Annotated in this window: 25 protein-coding genes; 2 read left to right on the top strand and 23 right to left on the bottom strand. The window is 68.1% G+C overall.

Annotated elements, in window-relative coordinates; all coding sequences use genetic code 11:
* The 10 genes from kdpE to T336_RS0119745 form a co-directional block, all read right to left on the bottom strand.
* A complete protein-coding gene (gene kdpE, locus T336_RS0119795; protein ID WP_019703865.1) occupies positions 1 to 711 on the bottom strand; it encodes a two-component system response regulator KdpE in 711 nt (236 codons plus the stop codon).
* Positions 708 to 3,470, bottom strand: coding sequence for a DUF4118 domain-containing protein (locus tag T336_RS0119790; RefSeq protein WP_026433836.1), 2,763 nt, complete (start codon positions 3,468 to 3,470; stop codon positions 708 to 710). Before T336_RS0119790 ends, kdpE begins: the two co-directional genes overlap by 4 nt.
* Before the next feature lie 61 nt (positions 3,471 to 3,531).
* A complete protein-coding gene (gene kdpC, locus T336_RS0119785; RefSeq protein ID WP_244884000.1) occupies positions 3,532 to 4,179 on the bottom strand; it encodes a potassium-transporting ATPase subunit KdpC in 648 nt (215 codons plus the stop codon).
* A 23-nt stretch (positions 4,180 to 4,202) separates the two neighbouring features.
* Positions 4,203 to 6,335 carry a potassium-transporting ATPase subunit KdpB gene (gene kdpB, locus T336_RS0119780; RefSeq protein WP_026433834.1) on the bottom strand — a complete coding sequence of 711 codons (2,133 nt, stop codon included), beginning with the start codon at positions 6,333 to 6,335 and terminating at the stop codon, positions 4,203 to 4,205.
* 21 nt (positions 6,336 to 6,356) lie between these two features.
* Entirely contained in the window at positions 6,357 to 8,162 is a 1,806-nt protein-coding gene (gene kdpA / locus T336_RS0119775) for a potassium-transporting ATPase subunit KdpA (protein WP_026433833.1), read from the bottom strand.
* Positions 8,162 to 8,260, bottom strand: a complete 99-nt coding sequence (gene kdpF / locus T336_RS0119770) for a K(+)-transporting ATPase subunit F (RefSeq protein WP_019703860.1) — start codon at positions 8,258 to 8,260, stop codon at positions 8,162 to 8,164. The genes kdpA and kdpF overlap by 1 nt, the downstream gene beginning before the upstream one ends.
* A gap of 284 nt (positions 8,261 to 8,544) precedes the next feature.
* Positions 8,545 to 10,323, bottom strand: a complete 1,779-nt coding sequence (gene ptsP / locus T336_RS0119760) for a phosphoenolpyruvate--protein phosphotransferase (RefSeq protein WP_019703858.1) — start codon at positions 10,321 to 10,323, stop codon at positions 8,545 to 8,547.
* Positions 10,324 to 10,378: 55 nt separating this feature from the next.
* The gene (locus T336_RS0119755) at positions 10,379 to 10,648 is read right to left on the bottom strand and encodes an HPr family phosphocarrier protein (protein WP_011793537.1); all 270 of its coding nucleotides are present in this window, start codon (positions 10,646 to 10,648) and stop codon (positions 10,379 to 10,381) included.
* The gene (locus T336_RS0119750) at positions 10,617 to 11,069 is read right to left on the bottom strand and encodes a PTS sugar transporter subunit IIA (protein WP_019703857.1); all 453 of its coding nucleotides are present in this window, start codon (positions 11,067 to 11,069) and stop codon (positions 10,617 to 10,619) included. The genes T336_RS0119755 and T336_RS0119750 overlap by 32 nt, the downstream gene beginning before the upstream one ends.
* 21 nt (positions 11,070 to 11,090) lie before the next feature.
* Positions 11,091 to 11,666: a hypothetical protein gene (locus T336_RS0119745; RefSeq protein WP_035226661.1), complete on the bottom strand. Its 576-nt coding sequence runs from the start codon at positions 11,664 to 11,666 to the stop codon at positions 11,091 to 11,093.
* A gap of 202 nt (positions 11,667 to 11,868) precedes the next feature.
* Between T336_RS0119745 and T336_RS0119740 the strand changes: the two genes are divergently transcribed.
* Together T336_RS0119740 and T336_RS0119735 are read left to right on the top strand one after the other, a co-directional pair.
* Positions 11,869 to 12,372 (top strand): peroxiredoxin family protein, encoded by a 504-nt coding sequence (locus T336_RS0119740; protein WP_026433831.1) that lies wholly within the window; start codon positions 11,869 to 11,871, stop codon positions 12,370 to 12,372.
* A 149-nt stretch (positions 12,373 to 12,521) separates the two neighbouring features.
* A complete protein-coding gene (locus T336_RS0119735; RefSeq protein ID WP_026433830.1) occupies positions 12,522 to 13,013 on the top strand; it encodes a GNAT family N-acetyltransferase in 492 nt (163 codons plus the stop codon).
* 141 nt (positions 13,014 to 13,154) lie between these two features.
* Here T336_RS0119735 and T336_RS0119730 read toward each other — a convergent pair whose 3' ends face one another.
* The 13 genes from T336_RS0119730 to tuf form a co-directional block, all read right to left on the bottom strand.
* On the bottom strand, positions 13,155 to 13,661 hold the full coding sequence (locus T336_RS0119730) for a peroxiredoxin (protein ID WP_011793532.1): 507 nt from the start codon (positions 13,659 to 13,661) through the stop codon (positions 13,155 to 13,157).
* Positions 13,662 to 13,807: 146 nt separating this feature from the next.
* Positions 13,808 to 14,077: a 30S ribosomal protein S17 gene (rpsQ, locus tag T336_RS0119725; protein WP_011793531.1), complete on the bottom strand. Its 270-nt coding sequence runs from the start codon at positions 14,075 to 14,077 to the stop codon at positions 13,808 to 13,810.
* 9 nt (positions 14,078 to 14,086) lie between these two features.
* Positions 14,087 to 14,284, bottom strand: a complete 198-nt coding sequence (rpmC, locus tag T336_RS0119720; protein ID WP_019703853.1) for a 50S ribosomal protein L29 — start codon at positions 14,282 to 14,284, stop codon at positions 14,087 to 14,089.
* A 14-nt stretch (positions 14,285 to 14,298) separates the two neighbouring features.
* On the bottom strand, positions 14,299 to 14,715 hold the full coding sequence (gene rplP, locus T336_RS0119715) for a 50S ribosomal protein L16 (protein ID WP_013592913.1): 417 nt from the start codon (positions 14,713 to 14,715) through the stop codon (positions 14,299 to 14,301).
* 2 nt (positions 14,716 to 14,717) lie between these two features.
* Complete coding sequence (gene rpsC / locus T336_RS0119710) at positions 14,718 to 15,599, bottom strand: 30S ribosomal protein S3 (protein WP_026433829.1); 882 nt, start codon at positions 15,597 to 15,599, stop codon at positions 14,718 to 14,720.
* 15 nt (positions 15,600 to 15,614) lie between these two features.
* Positions 15,615 to 15,947 (bottom strand): 50S ribosomal protein L22, encoded by a 333-nt coding sequence (gene rplV, locus T336_RS0119705; protein WP_005796970.1) that lies wholly within the window; start codon positions 15,945 to 15,947, stop codon positions 15,615 to 15,617.
* Between the two features lie 10 nt (positions 15,948 to 15,957).
* The gene (gene rpsS / locus T336_RS0119700) at positions 15,958 to 16,236 is read right to left on the bottom strand and encodes a 30S ribosomal protein S19 (protein WP_005796963.1); all 279 of its coding nucleotides are present in this window, start codon (positions 16,234 to 16,236) and stop codon (positions 15,958 to 15,960) included.
* Between the two features lie 10 nt (positions 16,237 to 16,246).
* Positions 16,247 to 17,071 (bottom strand): 50S ribosomal protein L2, encoded by an 825-nt coding sequence (gene rplB / locus T336_RS0119695; protein ID WP_019703852.1) that lies wholly within the window; start codon positions 17,069 to 17,071, stop codon positions 16,247 to 16,249.
* Entirely contained in the window at positions 17,072 to 17,386 is a 315-nt protein-coding gene (rplW, locus tag T336_RS0119690) for a 50S ribosomal protein L23 (protein WP_011793524.1), read from the bottom strand. It abuts the gene before it with no gap.
* Positions 17,383 to 18,003, bottom strand: a complete 621-nt coding sequence (gene rplD / locus T336_RS0119685; RefSeq protein ID WP_013592910.1) for a 50S ribosomal protein L4 — start codon at positions 18,001 to 18,003, stop codon at positions 17,383 to 17,385. Before rplD ends, rplW begins: the two co-directional genes overlap by 4 nt.
* Entirely contained in the window at positions 18,003 to 18,677 is a 675-nt protein-coding gene (gene rplC, locus T336_RS0119680) for a 50S ribosomal protein L3 (protein WP_019703851.1), read from the bottom strand. Before rplC ends, rplD begins: the two co-directional genes overlap by 1 nt.
* 255 nt (positions 18,678 to 18,932) lie before the next feature.
* Positions 18,933 to 19,244, bottom strand: a complete 312-nt coding sequence (rpsJ, locus tag T336_RS0119675; protein WP_003059431.1) for a 30S ribosomal protein S10 — start codon at positions 19,242 to 19,244, stop codon at positions 18,933 to 18,935.
* 23 nt (positions 19,245 to 19,267) lie between these two features.
* Entirely contained in the window at positions 19,268 to 20,458 is a 1,191-nt protein-coding gene (gene tuf / locus T336_RS0119670) for an elongation factor Tu (protein ID WP_011793521.1), read from the bottom strand.
* Positions 20,459 to 20,461: the final 3 nt, after the last annotated feature.

Below are 20,461 nucleotides of genomic sequence, written 5' to 3'. Positions count from 1 at the left end.
TCAGGCGGCCAGACGGTACCCCACCCCGGTTTCGGTCAGCAGGTGGCGCGGCTGCGCGGGGTCGGTCTCCAGCTTCTGGCGCAGGTGGCCCATGTAGATGCGCAGGTAGTGGCTCTGGTCGGACCGCGCCGGGCCCCAGACCTCGCGCAGCAGCTGGCGCTGGGTGATGACGCGGCCCGCGTTGGCCACCAGGACGGTGAGCATGCGGTACTCCGTGGGCGTGAGGTGCACCACCGTGCCCGCACGCCGCACGAGACGCGCACCCCGGTCCACCTCGATGTCGCCGAAGCGGAACACGGGCTCGGCGGCTTCAGCCTGCAGGCCCTGCCCGGTGGCGGGCCGCGGCCTGCGCAGGTTGGCGCGCACGCGCGCGAGCAGTTCGCCCGTGCCGAAGGGCTTGGTGAGGTAGTCGTCCGCGCCCGCGTCGAGGGCGGCGATCTTGTCGGACTCGTCGGTGCGCGCGGAGAGCACGATGATGGGCACGGCCGACCAATTGCGCACGTCCCGCAGCAGGGTGAGCCCGTCGCCATCGGGCAGGCCCAGGTCGAGCACCAGCAGGTCGGGCTGGCGCGTGCCGGCGGCCGACAGCCCCTCGCGCAGCGTGGCGGCCTCGTGCACCTGCCAGCCCTCCTCTTCCAGCGCCCCGCGCACGAAACGGCGGATCTGGGGCTCGTCCTCGATCACGATCGCGGTGCGCAGGTGCAGGGTCATGGTGCAGGGTCGGGGGATGATGGTTCGGGCGGCTCCACGGGCTCCGGCAGGGCCGGGGGATCGCGCCGGGGCAGCGTGACGGTGAATTCTGCCCCGGGGCCCGGCGACGCACCGGCTGCGGCGATATCGCCGCCGTGCGCCAGCACCACGGCCTTGCAGATCGCGAGCCCGAGCCCCACGCCCGGCGTGGCGGACTCGGCCTGCCCGCGGGTGAATTTGTCGAACAGCGTGTGCTCGCGCCCCCGCACCGCCGCGGGCAGGCCGGGGCCGTGGTCGCGCACGCGCAGGCGCAGTGCGCCCGGCAACGCGGCGGCTCCGATCTCGATGGGCGCGGCGCCGTACTTGGCCGCGTTTTCCAGCAGGTTCACGAGCACGCGCTCGATGAGCACCGCATCGAACTCCACCAGCGGCAGATCGGGAGGCAGCGCCGTGCGCACCTCCATCGCGCCCAGCGCGGGCCGCGCCGCGCGGATGGCCGACCCGACCACCTCCTCCACCGACTGCCAGTCGCGCCGCAGGTTCACGCTGCCGCCGGACAGGCCGCTTTCCAGCCGCGCCATGTCCAGCAGGTTGCTGACCAGGGCGTGCAACTGGTGGGCCTGCTGCACGATGGCGAGCGACGCCGACTGCAGCCCCTCGCCGGGCTGCGACGGCAGGGACTCCGCCAGGGCGATGAGGGCGGTGAGCGGGGTGCGCACATCGTGGGAAATGGCGCCCAGCAGGGCGTTGCGCAGGCGCTCGGACTCCATGTCCAGCACGGCGCTCTGCGCCACTTCGACATAGTGGACCCGCTCCAGCGCGATCGCGACCTGCCGCGCGAGGGTGTCGAGATGGCGTGCCTGCTCGGGTATCAGCAGCCAGCGCGGGTGCGCGGGTGCCAGGGCCAGCACGCCCCGCACGCGCATGGGCGCGGTGAGCGGCACGTAGCGCCAGCCTTGCGCGGCCAGCGTGCTGGTTCCCAGGCCTGCGCTCTGGCCGTGGCGCAGGGTCCAGTCGGCCACGCTCGGGTCGAACCCCTCGGGAGGCTTTGCGCGCAGCATGAGCCGGTCGCCTTCGTCGAGGGGCAGCACCACGGCCTGCCCGCCGAAATGCTGCTGTACGGCGGCCGTGCCGATGCCCACGACCTGCGAGGCCTCCAGTGCGGCAGAGAGCTCGCGCGTGAGCTCGAACAACGAGCGCATGCGCTGCTCGCGCCCGGCAGCCACCCCAGCGGAGAACCGCAGGCCCGCGGTCAGCTGGCCCACGAGCAATCCCACGCCGAGCATGACGACGAAGGTCACGAGGTACTGCACATCGCTCACGGCGAACGAGAACTGCGGCGACACGAAGACGAAATCGAAGGCAGCCACATTGAGCAGCGCGGCCAGGGCGGCCGGCCCACGCCCGAAGCGCATGGCCACGCCCACCACGCCGAGCAGGTAGAGCATGACGATGTTGGTCAACTCCAGCACGCCGGACAGCGGCAGCGCGAGCAGCGTCACGGCCACGCTCGCGGCGCCCGCGGCCCCATAGCCGGGCCAGCGGGCGGACAACTGCTCGCCGTCCTCCTGCGCATCGCCCCCCTGCCGCCAGGATGCGGCCGGCAGGCGGCGGCTGCTGCCGGGCTCGCCTGCCTCCACGATGTCCAGTGCGGGCGCGGCGGTGCCGATGGACTCCGCCGTGCCGGGCACGGGCCACCACCGCCACAGGCCGGACCGCCGGCGGGCGCGGCCCACCACCAGGGTGGCGCAATTGAGCTGCCGCGCATGCTCCGCGAGTGCGGGCACCACGGCATTGCCGGTGAGCACGGCGGTTTCCGCGCCCAGTCCCTCGGCCAGTTGCAGCACGGCCAGGATGCGGTCGCGCTGCGGGGCCGGAAGCCGCTGCAGCCGCGGCGTCTCCACATAGGCGGCATGCCAGCGCACGTTCAGCTGGCCGGCCAGGCGGGCCGCCGTGCGCACGGTGTGGGCGGCGTCCTCGTGCGGCCCCACGCAGGCCAGCAGTGCGCCGGAGGTGTTCCAGGCCGGCGGCACGCCGTGGCCGCCGCCGGACTGCTCCACGCGCCATCCGCGCACGTCGTCCTCGACATGCTCGGCGGTGCGCCGCAGGGCGATTTCGCGCAGAGCGATCAGATTGCCCTTGCGGAAGAAATTCTGCGCCGCGCGCTCGGCCTGCTGCGGCAGGTACACCTTGCCCGCAGCCAGGCGCGCGGCCAGTTCGTCGGGCGTGGCATCGACGAGCACCACCTCGTCGGCCTCGTCGAGCACCGTGTCGGGCACGGTCTCGTGCACGCGCACGCCGGTGATCGCCCCCACCGTGCCGTTGAGGCTCTCCAGGTGCTGCACGTTGAGCGCCGTCCAGACCTCGATGCCCGCGGCCACGAGCTCCTGCACGTCCTGCCAGCGCTTGGCATGGCGCGAGCCCGGCGCGTTCGAGTGCGCCAGTTCGTCCACCAGCAGCACGGCCGGCCGGCGCTGCAGCGCGGCATCGAGATCGAACTCGGTCCGCGTCCGCCCGCGGTGTTCCAGCGCGCGCGCGGGCAGCACGGGCAGGCCGTCCAGCAGGGCCGCCGTTTCCGCACGCCCGTGCGTCTCCACGACGCCCACGAGCACGTCGCGCCCCGCCTGCCGCTCGCGCTGCGCGGCGCTCAGCATGGACCAGGTCTTGCCCACGCCGGCATTGGCGCCGAAATAGATGCGCAGCTTGCCGCGCTGCACCCGCTGCTCCTCGGCACGCATCTGCGCGATGAGGGCATCGGGATCGGGACGGGGATCGGTCATGCGTGGAAGGCGACGGGGTACGGGCCGCGGCGGCATGCCGCGTTACCGCAGTCTCCGGGATTCAGCGCACCGCGTCGAGAGCCAGGTTGAGGGCCAGCACGTTCACGCCGGCCTCGCCCAGCCAGGGCAGCAGGGGCGCCTCGGTGTGCGAGCGCACCAGGGCTTCCACGCGCTCCAGCGGCAGGCCCCGCGCCCGGGCCACACGGGGCGCCTGGTAGCGGGCCGCCGCCACGCTGATGTGCGGATCGAGCCCGCTGGCCGACGCGGTGACGAGATCCACCGGTACGGGCGCCGTGTTGCCCGGGTCGGCGGCCCGCAGGGCTTCGATGCGTGCCTTGACCGCCTCGGCCAGGGCGGGGTTCGCCGGGCCGAGGTTCGATCCGCCCGACGCCCCTGCGTTGTAGGGCATGGGCGCGGTGGCCGAGGGGCGACCCCAGAAATGCCCCGGCCCGGTGAAGTTCTGGCCGATCAGCACGGACCCCACGGCATGGCCGGCCCGGTCCCGGATGAGGCTGCCGGCCGCCTCGTGCGGGAAGACGGACTGCGCCACGCCCGTCACCGCCAGAGGGTAGAGCACGCCGGTGACCAGGGACAGCAGGACGAAGAGCACCAGCGTGGGCCGCAGGAGCGGTCCGCGGGCCTGGCCTTCGCCGGCTGGCGCGGCGGCCGATGCGGAAGCGCTCGCAGGGGATGGCAGGGAGGTATTCATGGTGGTTTCTCCGGAAGATGCGCTCAGACGAGGCCCACGGCCGCGAGCGCCCAGTCGATGAGCTTGATCCCGATGAAAGGCACGACGAGTCCGCCGAGCCCGTACACGGCGAGGTTGCGCCGCAGCAACGCGGCGGCACCCACCGGCCGGTAGCGCACGCCCTTGAGCGCCAGCGGGATCAGGAAGACGATGATCAGCGCATTGAAGATCACCGCCGAGAGGATGGCCGACGACGGGCTCGCCAGCCGCATCACGTTCAGCGCGCCGAGCTGCGGATAGGTGGAAACGAACATCGCCGGGATGATGGCGAAGTACTTGGCCACGTCGTTGGCGATCGAGAACGTGGTGAGCGAGCCGCGCGTCATCAGCAGCGCCTTGCCGGTCTCCACCACCTCGAGCAGCTTGGTGGGGTTGGAATCCAGGTCCACCATGTTGCCGGCCTCCTTGGCGGCCTGCGTGCCGCTGCCCATGGCCACGGCGACGTCCGCCTGGGCCAGCGCGGGCGCATCGTTCGTGCCGTCGCCGGTCATGGCGACCAGGCGCCCTTCCGACTGGTAGCGGCGGATGAGGGCCAGCTTGTCCTCGGGCGTGGCTTCCGCGAGGAAGTCGTCCACCCCGGCCTCAGCGGCGATGGCCGCCGCCGTGAGCCGGTTGTCACCCGTGATCATCACCGTCTTGATGCCCATGCGCCGCAGCTCCGCGAACCGCGCCTGGATGCCGGTCTTGACGATGTCCTTGAGCTCCACCACGCCCAGCACGCGGCTGCCCTCCGCCACGGCCAGCGGCGTGCTGCCACGGCGGGCCACGTCGTCCGCGGCGCGGGCCACCTCCACGGGCATGGCGCCGCCCAGCGCCTCGACGTGCCGGGTCAACGCCTGCACGGCGCCCTTGCGCAGCGCCACGGCGGCCGCGCCCGCCCCGGCAGGCAAATCCACGCCGCTCATGCGGGTCTGTGCCGTGAAGGGCACCAGCACGAGGCCTTCGGCCGCGCCTTCGCCGGCCTCGATACCCTCGCGGCGCGCCAGTTCCACGATGCTGCGGCCTTCGGGCGTCTCGTCGGCCAGCGAGGCCATGAGCGCCGCCCGGGCCAGGTGCGCACGGGTCACGCCCGGCGCCGGAAGGAACGTGCTCGCCTGCCGGTTGCCGTGCGTGATCGTGCCGGTCTTGTCCAGCAGCAGCACGTCCACGTCGCCCGCGGCCTCCACGGCGCGGCCCGACGTGGCGATCACGTTCGCCTGCATCATGCGGCTCATGCCGGCCACGCCCACGGCCGACAGCAGGCCGCCGATGGTGGTGGGAATCAGGCACACCAGCAGCGCGATCAGCGCGGTGAGCGACACGACAGAGCCCGCGCCCGATGCCTGCACGCTGAACAGGGAGAACGGCAGCAGCGTCACTGTCACCACGAGGAACACGATGGTGAGCGCCACCAGCAGGATGGTGAGCGCCACTTCGTTGGGCGTCTTCTGGCGCTTGGCGGCCTCCACCATGCCGATCATGCGGTCGAGGAACGACTCGCCCGGGTTCACCGTGATGCGCACCACCAGCCAGTCGGACAGCACGCGCGTGCCGCCCGTCACGGCGGAGAAGTCGCCGCCGGACTCGCGCACCACCGGCGCCGATTCGCCCGTGATGGCGCTTTCATCCACCGAGGCCATGCCCTCGATCACCTCGCCGTCGAGCGGGATCACGTCGCCGGCGTCCACCTGCACCACATCCCCCTTGCGCAGGTTGGTGGCCTGCTCGGGCAGGAAGCGCGCGCCGTGGCGCGGCTCGGAGAGCTTCTTGGCCCAGGTGTCCTTGCGCAGTCCGCGCAGTGATGCGGCCTGCGCCTTGCTGCGGCCTTCCGCCAGCGCCTCGGCGAAGTTGGCGAACAGCACGGTGAACCACAGCCACACGGCCACCGCGAGGATGAACGCCGGGCGCATGCCCATGTCCTGCGCGGTGGTCAGCGCCTGCAGCCACAGCAGCGTCGTGAAGATGCTGCCGATGAAAACGATGAACATCACCGGATTGCGCCACTGCACGCGCGGGTCCAGCTTGGCGAAGGCCTGCCACACGGCGGGGCGCACCAGCGCGGCATCGAACAGCGTGAGGTTCCGCGAGGGAACCGGGGCCGCGGCAGCTGCCGTGGCCGGGGATTGGGGGGTCGTCATGTCGTTCTTCTCCTCGCCTGCTTACCGGGCCTGCAGCACCAGGTGTTCCACCACCGGGCCGAGCGCCAGCGAAGGCACGTAATTCAGCAGCCCCACGAGCAGCACCGTGAACACCAGCAGCGCCACGAACAGCGGGCCGTGCGTGGGCATGGTCCCGGGCCCGGGCGGCAGCCGCTTCTTGGCGGCCAGTGAGCCGGCGATGGCCAGCACCGGCACGATCACGCCGAACCGGCCGAACCACATGGCCAGGGCCAGCAGCACGTTGTAGAACGGGGTGTTCGCGGACAGGCCGGCGAAGGCACTGCCGTTGTTATTGGCGGCCGAGGTGAGCGCATACAGCACCTCGGAAAAGCCGTGCGCCCCGGGGTTCGCGATGCCGGCCTGGCCCGCGGCCGCCAGCACGGCGACGGCGGTGCCCACCAACACGAGGATCGGCGTCACGAGAATGGCTACCGAGGTCAGCTTCATCTCGCGCACCTCGATCTTCTTGCCCAGGTACTCCGGCGTGCGCCCGATCATCAGCCCGGCGATGAAGACCGCCAGGATGGCGAACACCAGCATGCCGTAGAGGCCGGTGCCGACCCCGCCGAACACCACCTCGCCGAGCTGCATGAGCACCATCGGCACCATCCCGCCCAGCGGTGTGAAGGAGTCGTGCATGCCGTTCACGGCGCCGCAGGAGGCCGCGGTGGTCACCGCCGCGAACAGCGCGGAGGCGGAAATGCCGAAGCGCACCTCCTTGCCTTCCATGTTGCCACCGGCCTGCAGCGCGGAGGCCACGGGGTCGGCCCCCAGCGCAGGCAGCGCCGGGTTGCCCGCCTGCTCCGCCGCCGTCACCGCGATGACGGCCACCACGAACATCAGGGTCATCGCGGCAAGGATGGCCGCGCCCTGGCGCCAGTCCCCCACCACGCGGCCGAAAGCGAAGCACAGTGCCGCGGGGATCAGGAAGATCGCCAGCATCTGCGCGAAATTGGCGAGCGGCGTCGGGTTCTCATAGGGATGCGCCGAGTTGGCGTTGAAGAATCCGCCGCCGTTCGTGCCCAGCATCTTGATCGCCTCCTGCGAGGCGACAGGCCCCATGGGCAGCGTCTGCGCACGGGTGCTGGCCTCGCGGGTGAGCGGGTTGCCGGCCGCATCCTTCAAGGGCTGCCCCTGCGCATCGAGCTGCGGATCCTGGTAGACCGTCGTCTCCACCGTGGTCACTTCCTGGTAGGGCGTGAAGTTCTGGATCACGCCCTGGCCCACGAAGAAGATCGCCAGCACGAACGACAGCGGCACCAGCACCCAGGCCGTGATGCGCACGATGTCCGCCCAGAAGTTGCCCACGTGCCCGGCGCCATCGCCACCGCGCGCAGCGAATCCCCGCGCCAGCGCGAAGGCCACGGCCATGCCGGTCGCGGCGGACAGGAAGTTCTGTACCGACAGCCCGAGCATCTGCACGAGGTAACCCATCGTGGACTCGCCCGCATACCCCTGCCAGTTGGTGTTCGACACGAAGCTCACGGCCGTGTTGAACGCGGAATCGCCCGGGACGGCGGGCAGGCCCTGCGGATTCAGGGGCAGCAGCCCCTGCAGGCGCTGCAGCGCGTACACGGCGAGCACGCCCGATGCATTGAAGGCCAGCAGCGCCAGCGCGTAATGGCGCCAGTGCATGCCCACCTCCGGCCGCACGCCAGCCAGGCGATAGAGCGGTGCTTCCGCGCGGAGCATCCAGGCCGGCAGCCGCCCATCGCACACCGCGGCCAGGGCCCGGCCCAGCGGCCACGCCAGCAGGCCCAGCACGATCAGGAAAAGGGCCAGCAGGCCCCAGGCGGAGGCAGTCATCAGAACTCCTCCGCGCAGATCAGCGCGAACACCAGATAGGCGAACAACAGCACCGCGACGATGGCGCCGAAACCGTAGAGCACGTCGATGCCGATCATCGCGCGTCTCCCCGCGGCCGGCCATCGTGGCGACCCAGGATCACCACGGCCTCGGCCATGGCCACCCACAACGCCGCGATCGCGGCAACCCACAGCACATCCATGTCATGCACTCCCACAACCCTTACGGGCGATGGAGACATTCTGGAAAAGCACCCGTAAAAAGTGTGCACAGCTTGCGGCAGGCCGCATAAACGCGGCGTAAAAACCGCGTGCAGGCCGAGGCACACCAGCCGGGACGGAGGTTCCGGCGGCACGGCGCCAGGCGCAGGCCGGGCCCGGCGTCAGCCGCCCAGCACGTCGGCCGGGTTGTCCGCGTCGATCACCGTGCGGGCCCAGGGCGCCAGCTTGCGGGTGTCCGAACGCAGCACTTCCTGCTTCACCGCCAGGATCTGCGCGGGGTGCATGGAGAAGCTGCGCAGGCCCAGGCCCAGCAGCAGCCGTGTCATCGCCACGTCCCCCGCGGCCTCTCCGCAAAGGCACACGCTCTTGCCCTGCCGGTGGCCCTCCGCGATCACGTCGGCCACGAGCTGCAGCACTGCCGGATGCATGGGGTCGTAGAGGTGGGCCACGCTCTCGTCGGCCCGGTCGATCGCCAGGGTGTACTGGATCAGGTCGTTGGTGCCGATCGACAGGAAATCGAAATACTGCAGGAAGCGCCGCACGATCAGCGCCGCAGCGGGCACCTCGATCATCGCCCCCAGCTGCACCGGCCCGTAGGGCACGCCGCGCGCATCCAGTTCCGCGCGCGCCATGTCCACCTGCGCCAGCGTCTGTCGGATCTCCCCGACATGGGCCAGCATGGGAAACAGCAGGTTCACCGGGCCGTGCGCCGCCGCGCGCAGCACGGCGCGCAGCTGGGTGCGGAACATCGACGGATCGGCCAGGCTCCAGCGGATGGCCCGCAGGCCCAGCGCCGGATTGAGGTGGCTGGCGGCCTCCTTCGCGGCCTTGGGGTCCAGCGGCTTGTCCGCGCCCACGTCGATGGTGCGCAGGGTGACGGGCAGTCCCTGCATGCCCTCCACCGCGGCGCGGTAGGCCTGGTATTGCTCTTCCTCGCCCGGAAGGTGGCCGCCCCGGCCCATGAACATGAATTCGCTGCGGAACAGCCCCACGCCCGCCGCGCCGGCCCGCACGGCCGCGGCAGCGTCGGTCGGCTGCTCGATGTTCGCCAGCAGTTCGATGCGCTCGCCGTCGAGCGTCACCGCCGGCGTGTGCCGCAGGCGGGACAGCCGCTCGCGCTCCAGCTCGGTCTGGCGCTGGCGAAAGCCGTATTCGGCCAGGATGATCGGCGACGGATCGACGATCATGATGCCGGCATCCCCGTCGATGATCACCCAGTCGTCCTGCCGCACCAGCTGGCTCGCGGCACGCGCGCCCACCACGGCGGGAATGTCCATGCTGCGCGCCACGATGGCCGTGTGCGAGGTCTTGCCGCCCACGTCGGTCACGAAGCCCGCGAACACGCTCTGCTTGAACTGCAGCATGTCGGCCGGCGAGAGATCGTGCGCCACCAGCACCAGTGGCACGTCCACCATGTCGCCGGGCAGCAGGTCCTGCTGCAGGCCCAGTGCGGCGCTGCCGCGGCGCGGACTGCAGGGCGGCGGCGCGACCGGACTGGCCACGCCCTTCATGTAACGCAGGATGCGCTCGACCACCTGCTCCAGGTCGGCCTTGCGCTCACGCAGGTACTCGTCCTCCATCTCGTCGAACTGGCGCGCGATGATCTCCAGCTGCGTGGTCAGCGCCCACTCGGCGTTGTAGAGGCGGTCCGTGATCCAGTGCTTGACGCCGCTCACGAGCGCCTCGTCCTGCAGCAGCATCAGGTGGACGTCCAGCAGCGCGGCGAGTTCGGGCGGAGCATCGGCAGGCATCTCGGCCTGCAGGCGCTGCAGTTCCTCGACCACCGCATTGCGCCCGTTGCGCACGCGGACGATTTCCGCGCGCACCTGGTCGGGCTCGATGAAATAGTGCGCCACGTCCACGCGGCTCGAGGCCACCAGCACCGCGCGCCCGATGGCGATGCCCCGGGCGACCGCCAGGCCGTGGACGGCGAATGTCATCGGAGGTCTCCGGAACGGGCTGCTGAACGGGCTGCGGAGGGGGTCATTCCCGGACTCACTCTCCCTCGCCGAACTTGCCGTCGATGAGCGCACGCAGCGCGTCCATCGCTTCCTGCTCCTGCGGGCCGTCGGTCTCGATCGAGACTTCGGTGCCGATGCCTGCAGCCAGCATCATCACGCCCATGATGCTCTTGGCATTCACGCGGCGCTCGCCCCGGGCCATCCACACCTCGCAGGGAAAGCTGCCCGCCAGCTTGGTGAGCTTGGCCGATGCCCGGGCATGCAGGCCCAGCTTATTGCTGATGGTGATATTCGTCTTGATCATGATGGGAGCGTCGGATCTGGTTCTGGGGTGCGGCGACGGCGACCTGCATCACCCCCTGGGTGCCGCCCGCGACCGCGCGGGCGACGAGCGCCTCGAGCGGCTCGCGGCGATAGCTCACCGCGCGCAGCAGCATCGGCAGGTTCACCCCGGTGACCAGCCGCGAGCGCTCCCCGTCCACGAGGCGCTGCGCCACGTTGCAGGGCGTCGCGCCGAACACGTCCGTCAGCACGAGGATGGACTCGTCCCCGCCCGCCCCGTCCAGCAGGATGCGTGCGGCTGCCAGCGTGTCCTCGGGAGGGGCATTCGGATGCACATCCAGCGCCAGGATGTCTTCGGCAGTGTCCGGAAACACATGCAGGGCGCAGGCGCGCAGCGCATGGGCCAGCGGGGCATGGGCGATGAGGAGGATGCGCGTGCTCATGGGGAGATCAGGTGAACCGCATTATCGCAATGCGAGCCCGGGAAAAAACGTGTCCGCCACCGCAGCCCGCGGCCGGGGGCTGTAGATCACCGCATGGTAGAGCCGCATGCGCGGCCCATCCCCTGCGGCTTCGGCCCGGGCGAACCAGGCGGCGTCCACCGCCACCGCAACCGCCGCCCCCTGCCCCGGCGCCGCACCATGCGCCTGCAGGCGCACGGACTGCGGCAACGGCAGCGCACCGGGGGGCGTGAACGGGACACCGGGCCCTGCCGCGTCCACCGGCACGCCGATGCGCGCCAATGTCGCCCCACGCCACTGCGCGAGCACTGCGCCCGCATCGACCGCTCCGGTGCCCGGCGGCAGCACCATGTGGGATACGGCGAAGGTGGCGCCATCGGCATCGCACCCGGCCATGGACAACTCCACGGAGCGCCCCTGCAGCTCGACGGGGCGCACGGCACGCTCCGGCTTGCACGGAAACAGCGCCGTCAGCCCCGCATCGTCCATCCGGACGGAACGCCAGTCCAGCGACGGACTGCAGCCCGCCAGCGACAGGGCAACGGCCAGCAGGGTCCAGGGCATGCGGTTGCGCGACATCCGGGCATTATGGTCGGCCCATCCCGGTGGCCCCGCGCACGGCATGCGTCCCGGCGATTGATACGCGTCAAGCCCGAACTTTTCTGCTGGCCGCATGCTCCACCAGCGGCATGCGCCGGACCCCCCCGTCCGGCACAATGGCAGCCGTGCGCCGCGTTTCGTGCGCCGCGCGGCCTGAACGGACGGATGGAAGGACGGCATGATGGGCTTGAAGCATTGGATCGGCGCTGCCGCGGTCGCGGCCTTCGTGGGCGTGGGCGCTTTCGTCTTCCTGGGCGCGGGACGCTCCCAGGCCCCGGAATCCACCTTCGTGCTGCTCGACGGCAGCCGCCAGACCACCGCGGACCTCCGAGGAAAGGTCACCCTCGTGAATTTCTGGGCGACTAGCTGCACCACCTGCGTGGCTGAGATGCCGCAGATCGTGTCCACCTACGGCAAGTACCGTGACCGCGGCTTCGATACGCTGGCCGTGGCCATGAGCTACGACCCGCCGAGCTACGTGGTGAACTTCGCGCAGACCCGCCAGCTCCCCTTCAAGGTGGCCATCGACAACACCGGTTCGGTGGCCAGGGCCTGGGGCGACGTTCAGCTCACCCCCTCGACCTTCATCGTGAACAAGCGCGGCGAGATCGTGAAGAGCTACGTGGGGGCCCCGGACTTTGCGGAACTCCACCAGTTGATCGAACGGCTCCTGGCCGAAACCTGAGCGGCGCCGCCCGGCCAGCACCGGGCCAGGGGACCAGCTCTTGGCAGGCGGAACGTGATGCCCCGCGCGGCGTGGGGCCCGGGCCGGCCGCGGGGCCGCCAGGGCATGCCGTTACACTGGTTCCCACTGCCACCCTCCCGACGCTTTCCGTGGACCAGCCCTCCATCGCGCTCCTCACGCCCTCCCAGCCCACCGAGATGGAACCCGTGCGCGCCATCTTCCGGGAATACGGCGACAGCCTGGGCATCGACCTGGAGTTCCAGGGTTTCGATGCCGAACTGGCAGGGTTGCCGGGCGACTATGCCCCGCCGCGCGGGCAGATCCTGCTGGCCGAAGTGGACGGCGCGATCGCGGGGTGCTGCGCCCTCCGGCCGCTGGACACCGCCGACTACCCGAACGCGGCCGAAATGAAGCGCCTGTACGTGCGCAAGGCCTTCCGCGGATTCGGCCTGGGACGGCAACTGGCAGAGGCCATGCTGGACGTGGCCCGACAGGCCGGATACGCCTGCGTGCTCTTGGACACGCTGGTCGGCATGGAGTCCGCGCGGGCCCTCTACGCCGACCTGGGTTTCGAGGAAATCCCGCCCTACTACCACAACCCCATCGCCGGATCGCACTACCTCAAGGTCGATATCGACTGAGAGTGCGCGGCCCCAGGACAAGGCCTGGAGCGGTTCACACGGTCCGGCGAAGCGTTTCTGGCGAGGCAACGCATCCCACAGCCCGTACAAAGGGGTACGACACGATGCGGCAACGACGCCAGAAGGGTATGCGAGCCGCGCTCAGCCGCGGGCCTGGGCCAGCAGCGTGTCGGCGTCGCTGACCTCGAACTTGCCGGGTGCCTCGATGTTCAGCGAAGCCACCTTGCCGTCCTTGACCAGCATGGAATAGCGGTTGCTGCGCAGGCCCAGGCCCTTGCCGTTGAGGTCCAGCGTCAGGCCGGTGGCCTTCGCGAAGGCGGCATCGCCGTCGGCCAGCATGCGCACCTTGCCGTCGGTCTTCTGGTCACGCGCCCAGGCGCCCATGACGAAGGCATCGTTGACGCTCAGGCACCAGATTTCGTCCACGCCGGCCGCCTTGAAGGCCTCGGCCTGCTCGACGTAGCCCGGCACGTGCTTGGCGGAGCAGGTCGGCGTGAAAGCGCCCGGCACGGCGAACAGCGCGATCGTCTTGCCGGCCGAGGCCTTCGCGACGTCTACGGGGTTCGGGCCGATGCTGCAGCCTCCGCCCTCGACTTCAGAATATTCCATCAGCGTCACGGCAGGCAGCGCTTCTCCGATCTTGATCATGCTTTCTTCTCCAGTTGGGTGGGATGGTGGATGGGATGGGTCAGCCGTTGCGCCGCGGACGCGGGCATCGGCGCCGGAAATAAAAAAACGGCCCACGATTGTGGGCCGTTTTTGGAGGGCGTGTCGCCGGAAGAGTGGAGAACCACTCAGACCAGGGCAGCCTTCTGGACCAGGCGGGTCGCAACCCAGTTCTTGGTCTTGGAGAGCGGGCGGCTTTCCGTGATCTCGATCGTGTCGCCCAGCTTGTACTCGCTGTTCTCGTCGTGCGCGTGGTACTTGCTCGACTTGATCACGATCTTGTCGTAGATCGGGTGCTTCACGCGGCGCTCGACGAGCACCGTCACGGTCTTCTCACGCTTGTCGCTGACCACCTTGCCAACCAAGGTGCGCTTGAGGGATTTTTTAGCTTCCGTCATGTCGGCTCCTTACTTGGCGGCTTGCTTTTCAGCAAGGATGGTCTTGGCGCGGGCGATGTCGCGGCGCGTGATGCGCAGCGTGCCCGTATTGCCCAGTTGTTGCGTGGCCTTCTGCATGCGCAGGCCGAAATGGGCCTTCTGCAGCGACTTGATCTCGGCCTCGAGGCCGGCGACGTCTTTCTGGCGCAGTTCAGCAGCTTTGGTCATTTCAATTCTCCTGATCAAGCGCCGATTTGACGTGCGACGAACGTGGTGCGCAGCGGCAGCTTGGCAGCAGCCAGGCGGAACGCTTCACGTGCCAGCTCTTCAGGAACGCCCACGATTTCGAAGACGATCTTGCCGGGCTGGATCTCGGCCACGTAGTACTCGGGGTTGCCCTTGCCGTTACCCATCCGCACTTCTGCGGGTTTGGTGGAAATCGGCTTGTCGGGGAACACACGGATCCAGATGCGGCCGCCACGCTTCACGTGACGGGAGATCGCACGGCGTGCGGCCTCGATCTGGCGGGCCGTCAGGCGGCCACGGTCCGTGCACTTCAGGCCGAAGTCGCCGAACGCCACCGAGTTGCCCCGGGTGGCGACGCCGGTGTTACGGCCCTTCTGCTCTTTGCGGTATTTGCGACGAGCGGGTTGCAGCATCGTTATTCTCCTTTGCCGTCCGCTGCTGTAGCGGGCGCGTCAACCTTGCGAACGCGCTTAACGGCGGTTGCGTCGGTGCCACCGGCACCAGCGGGCTTGTCGCTGCCATCGGCCGGAGCGGCATTGCCACCCATGGGACGACGGGGACCACGGCCTGCACCGGCACGGTCGCCACCAGGGCGGCCGTCACGGCGGGGACCGCGGGGGCGGCGCTCTTCTTCCGGACGGGGCGTCTCGGCCACCGGCAGGTCGTTGCGGCCCAGCGTGTCGCCCTTGTAGACCCACACCTTCACGCCGATCACACCGTAGGTGGTCTTGGCTTCGGAGGTGCCGTAGTCGATGTCGGCGCGCAGGGTGTGCAGCGGCACACGGCCTTCGCGGTACCACTCGGTACGGGCGATTTCGATGCCGTTCAGGCGGCCGGCGGACATGATCTTGATGCCCTGGGCGCCCAGGCGCATCGCGTTCTGCATCGCACGTTTCATGGCGCGGCGGAACATGATGCGCTTTTCGAGCTGCTGGGTGATCGAGTCGGCGATCAGCTTGGCATCGATTTCGGGCTTGCGCACTTCTTCGATGTTCACTGCGACCGGCACGCCCAGGCGGGTGGCGAGTTCCTTCTTCAGGTTCTCGATGTCCTCGCCCTTCTTGCCGATCACCACGCCGGGACGTGCCGAATAGATCGTGATGCGGGCGTTCTTGGCAGGACGCTCGATCAGGATGCGCGACACGGCGGCGTTCTTCAGCTTGGCCTTCAGGTACTCGCGCACCTTGATGTCTTCGGCCAGCATGCCGGCGAAGTCACGGTTGCTCGCGTACCAGCGGCTGGCCCAGTTGCGGCTCACGGCCAGGCGGAAGCCGGTAGGATGGATTTTTTGTCCCATATTCTTCCTTTGGCCTCAGTTGCCGACCGTCACGTACACGTGGCAGGTGGGCTTGCTGATGCGGTTGCCGCGGCCTTTGGCGCGGGCCGTGAAGCGCTTGAGCGTCGTGCCTTGCTCGACGTAGATGGTCTTGACCTTCAGTTCGTCGATATCGGCGCCGTCGTTGTGCTCGGCATTGGCGATGGCGGACTCCAGAACCTTCTTGACGATGCCGGCAGCTTTTTTCTGCGTGAACGTCAGGATGTTCAGGGCCTGGTCGACCTTCTTGCCGCGGATCAGGTCCGCAACCAGACGGCCCTTGTCCACCGACAGGCGGACGCCACGGAGGACAGCACGTGTTTCAGACATGTTCTGCTCCTTATTTCTTCTGGACCTTCTTGTCCGCGGGGTGACCCTTGAAGGTGCGCGTCAGGGCGAATTCGCCCAGCTTGTGGCCCACCATCTGGTCGGTGACATAGACCGGCACGTGCTGCTTGCCGTTGTGGACGGCAATGGTCAGGCCGATGAATTCGGGCAGGACCATGGAGCGACGCGACCAGGTCTTGACTGGCTTCTTGTCCTTGGTGGCGACGGCCTTTTCGACCTTGGCCAGCAAGTGGTGGTCAACAAACGGACCCTTTTTGAGAGAACGAGTCATTTGTTATCCCTTACTTCTTGCGGCGCGACACGATCATGACCTGTGTGCGCTTGTTGTTGCGGGTGCGATAACCCTTGGTCAGATTGCCCCAAGGATCGACAGCATGGCGGCCTTCGCCGGTGCGGCCTTCGCCACCACCGTGCGGGTGATCCACCGGGTTCATGGCCACGCCGCGGACGGTCGGGCGGATACCCATCCAGCGCTTCACACCGGCCTTGCCCAGTTGGCGCAGGCTGTGTTCTTCGTTGGCGACTTCACCGATGGTGGCGCGGCACTCGATATGGATCTTGCGCACTTCGCCGGAGCGCATACGCACCTGGGCGTACGTGCTTTCGCGGGCCAGCAGGGTGGCAGACGTGCCGGCGGAACGGGCGATCTGGGCACCGGCACCGGGCTTGAGCTCGATGCAGTGGATCGTCGAACCCACGGGGATGTTGCGGATCGGCAGCGTGTTGCCCACGCGGATCGGGGCCTCGGAGCCGCTCACGATGGTGGCGCCGACTTCCAGATTGCGGGGAGCGATGATGTAGCGGCGCTCGCCGTCGGCGTAGCACACCAGGGCGATGTGGGCCGTACGGTTCGGGTCGTACTCGATGCGCTCGACCTTGGCCGGAATCGCATCCTTGTTACGCTTGAAGTCCACCACGCGGTAGTGGTGCTTGTGGCCACCGCCCTTGTGGCGGGTGGTGATGTGACCGTTGTTGTTGCGGCCGGACTTCTGGTGCTGGGGCTCCAGCAGCGCAGCGAAAGCCTCGCCCTTGTACAGGTGGTCACGCGTCACCTTCACCACGGCACGTTGGCCGGGCGAGGTGGGTTTCATCTTGATGACTGCCATTTAAGCGGCCTCCCCGGACAGGTTCAGCTCTTGACCTTCCTTCAGCGTCACATAGGCCTTGCGCACGTTGTCGCGGCGGCCGATGGTCTTGCCAAAGCGCTTGGTCTTGCCTTTGGTGTTCACCACAGAAACGCCCTTGACCTCGACCTTGAACATCAATTCCACGGCGGCCTTGATTTCGGGCTTGGTTGCGTTCTGCAGCACCTTGAACGTCACAGCATTGGACTTCTCGGCAACCATGGTGGCCTTTTCGGACACGATGGGAGCGACCAGAACCTGCATCAGACGGCCTTCGTCAAACTTGGTCGTGCTCATGCGAACATCTCCTTGAGTTTGTCGATAGCGCCCTTGGTGACGAGCACTTTCTTGTAATGCACCAGCGACACCGGATCTGCATAACGCGGTTCGACGACGAACACGTTCTTCAGGTTGCGGGAAGCGAGGTACAGGTTTTCGTCCACTTCATCGGCGATCACCATCACCGATTGCAGGTTCATGGCCTTGAACTTGTCGGCCAGCACCTTGGTCTTGGGCGTTTCCACCTTCAGCGAATCCACCACGGCCAGGCGGCCTTCGCGGGCCAGCTGCGACAGGATGGACGCCATGCCGGCACGGTACATCTTCTTGTTGATCTTCTGCGTGAAGTTTTCTTCAGGCAGGTTCGGGAAGATGCGACCGCCCCCACGCCACAGCGGCGAGGAGGTCATACCGGCACGTGCGTTACCGGTGCCCTTTTGCTTGAAGGGCTTCTTGGTCGAGTGGCGAACCTGTTCGCGGTCCTTCTGCGCGCGGGTACCCTGGCGGGCGTTGGCGCGGTAGGCCACGACGATCTGGTGGATCAGGTCTTCGTTGTACTGGCGATCGAACACGGTTTCGGGCACGTCGATCTTGGACGCGGCCTGGCCTTGGTCATTCAGGAGTTCGAGCTGCATTAGTTCGCTCCTTGGGAAGCTTTGGCCTTGACGGCGGGACGCACGGTCACGAAGCCACCCTTCGAGCCCGGAATGGCGCCCTTGATCAGGAGAAGCTGGCGTGCCTCGTCGACGCGGATGACGTCGAGGTTCTGCGTGGTGGTGGTGGCGTCGCCGAGGTGGCCCGTCATGCGCTTCCCGGGGAACACGCGGCCGGGGTCCTGCGCCATGCCGATGGAGCCGGGCACGTTGTGCGAACGGCTGTTACCGTGCGATGCGCGCTGCGAGGCCATGTTGTGGCGCTTGATCGTGCCGGCGTAGCCCTTACCGATCGAGGTGCCTTGCACATCGACCTTCTGGCCCACGGAGAACACGTCCGCCACGGGCACTGCAGCACCGGCGGCGTACTTGCCTGCGGTTTCTGCGGTCACGCGGAATTCACGGATGATTTCACCGGCTTCCACACCTGCCTTGGCAAGGTGGCCGGCTTCGGGCTTGGTCACGCGAGATGCCTTGCGCGAACCGAACGTGACCTGCAGGGCCACGTAGCCATCGTTCTCTTGGGTTTTGATCTGGGTCACGCGGTTGTTGGACACATCCACCACCGTGACGGGCACTGCGTCCCCGTCATCGGTGAACAGACGCATCATGCCCACCTTGCGGCCCAGCAACCCGAGGGAGTTGCTCAGACTCATTGGTTGTTCTCCAAAGCTTCCGCCGCCCCGACTTCAATTGGCCAGGACGTTTGCACGACGGGCGCAGGCCTCGACGGCTTGGCACCAATGTGCGCGAAAGAAGGTTGATAAAACTCCGCAGCCCTGCGCCCGCTTATTCGGACGCAAAAACGCGAAGCCTCAAAGTATAACGCGGACTGCCTTTGCAGGCAAGTCCGCGTTGGAAGCATGGCACACCCCGTGCGGGGTGCTCCATGCGAGGGGGCTGCGCAGTGCTTACTGCAGCTTGATCTCGACGTCCACGCCAGCCGGCAGGTCGAGCTTCATCAGCGCGTCAACCGTCTTGTCGGTGGGATCGACGATATCCATCAGGCGCTGGTGCGTGCGGATTTCGAACTGGTCGCGCGACGTCTTGTTGACGTGGGGCGAACGCAGGATGTCGAAACGCTTCATGCGCGTCGGCAGGGGCACGGGGCCCTTGACGATGGCGCCGGTGCGCTTGGCGGTGTCAACGATCTCGGCGGCGGACTGGTCGATCAGCTTGTAATCGAAAGCCTTCAGGCGGATACGGATCTTTTGCTTGGACATGGCAGATTCCTTATTGCTCGAATTTAAGCAATGATCTTGGCCACGACGCCGGCGCCGACCGTACGGCCGCCTTCGCGGATGGCGAAGCGCAGGCCTTCTTCCATGGCGATGGGGTTGATCAGCTTGACGGTGATCGACACGTTGTCGCCGGGCATGACCATTTCCTTGTCGGCCGGCAGCTCGATGGCGCCGGTCACGTCGGTCGTGCGGAAGTAGAACTGCGGACGGTAGTTGTTGAAGAAGGGCGTGTGGCGGCCGCCTTCGTCCTTCGACAGCACGTACACCTCGGCCGTGAAGTGGGTGTGCGGCTTGATGGAGCCGGGCTTGCACAGCACCTGGCCGCGCTCGACGTCTTCACGCTTCGTGCCGCGCAGCAGCAGGCCGACGTTGTCGCCGGCTTGGCCCTGGTCCAGCAGCTTGCGGAACATTTCCACGCCCGTGCAGGTGGTCTTCTGCGTGTCGCGGATGCCCACGATTTCGATTTCTTCGCCGACCTTGATGATGCCGCGCTCGACACGGCCCGTCACCACGGTACCGCGACCGGAGATGGAGAACACGTCTTCCACGGGCATCAGGAAGGCACCGTCCACGGCGCGCTCGGGCGTCGGGATGTAGGTGTCCAGGGCTTCTGCCAGCTTGTCGATGGCTTGCTCGCCCAGGGGGCCCTTGTCGCCTTCGAGGGCCAGCTTGGCCGAGCCGCGCACGATGGGGGTGTCGTCGCCGGGGAAGTCGTACTTGTCGAGGAGTTCGCGCACTTCCATTTCGACCAGCTCGAGCAGCTCTTCGTCATCCACCATGTCGCACTTGTTCAGGAACACGATGATGTAGGGCACGCCCACCTGGCGGGCCAGCAGGATGTGCTCGCGCGTCTGGGGCATCGGGCCGTCGGCGGCCGAGCACACCAGGATGGCGCCGTCCATCTGGGCGGCACCGGTGATCATGTTCTTGACGTAGTCGGCGTGGCCGGGGCAGTCCACGTGGGCGTAGTGGCGGTTGGCCGTCTCGTATTCCACGTGTGCGGTGTTGATGGTGATGCCGCGGGCCTTTTCTTCGGGCGCTGCGTCGATTTCGTCGTACTTCTTGGCTTCGCCGCCGAACTTGGCGGACAGCACCGTGGCGATCGCTGCCGTCAGCGTCGTCTTGCCATGGTCCACGTGGCCGATCGTGCCCACGTTCACGTGGGGCTTGGTACGTTCGAACTTACCTTTTGCCATTTC

The sequence above is a fragment of the Paracidovorax oryzae ATCC 19882 genome (genome assembly GCF_000687165.1).
Lineage (GTDB): Bacteria > Pseudomonadota > Gammaproteobacteria > Burkholderiales > Burkholderiaceae_C > Paracidovorax > Paracidovorax oryzae.
Note: the sequence above shows the minus strand (reverse complement) of the source record. Positions and strands in the feature narration are given on the sequence as shown.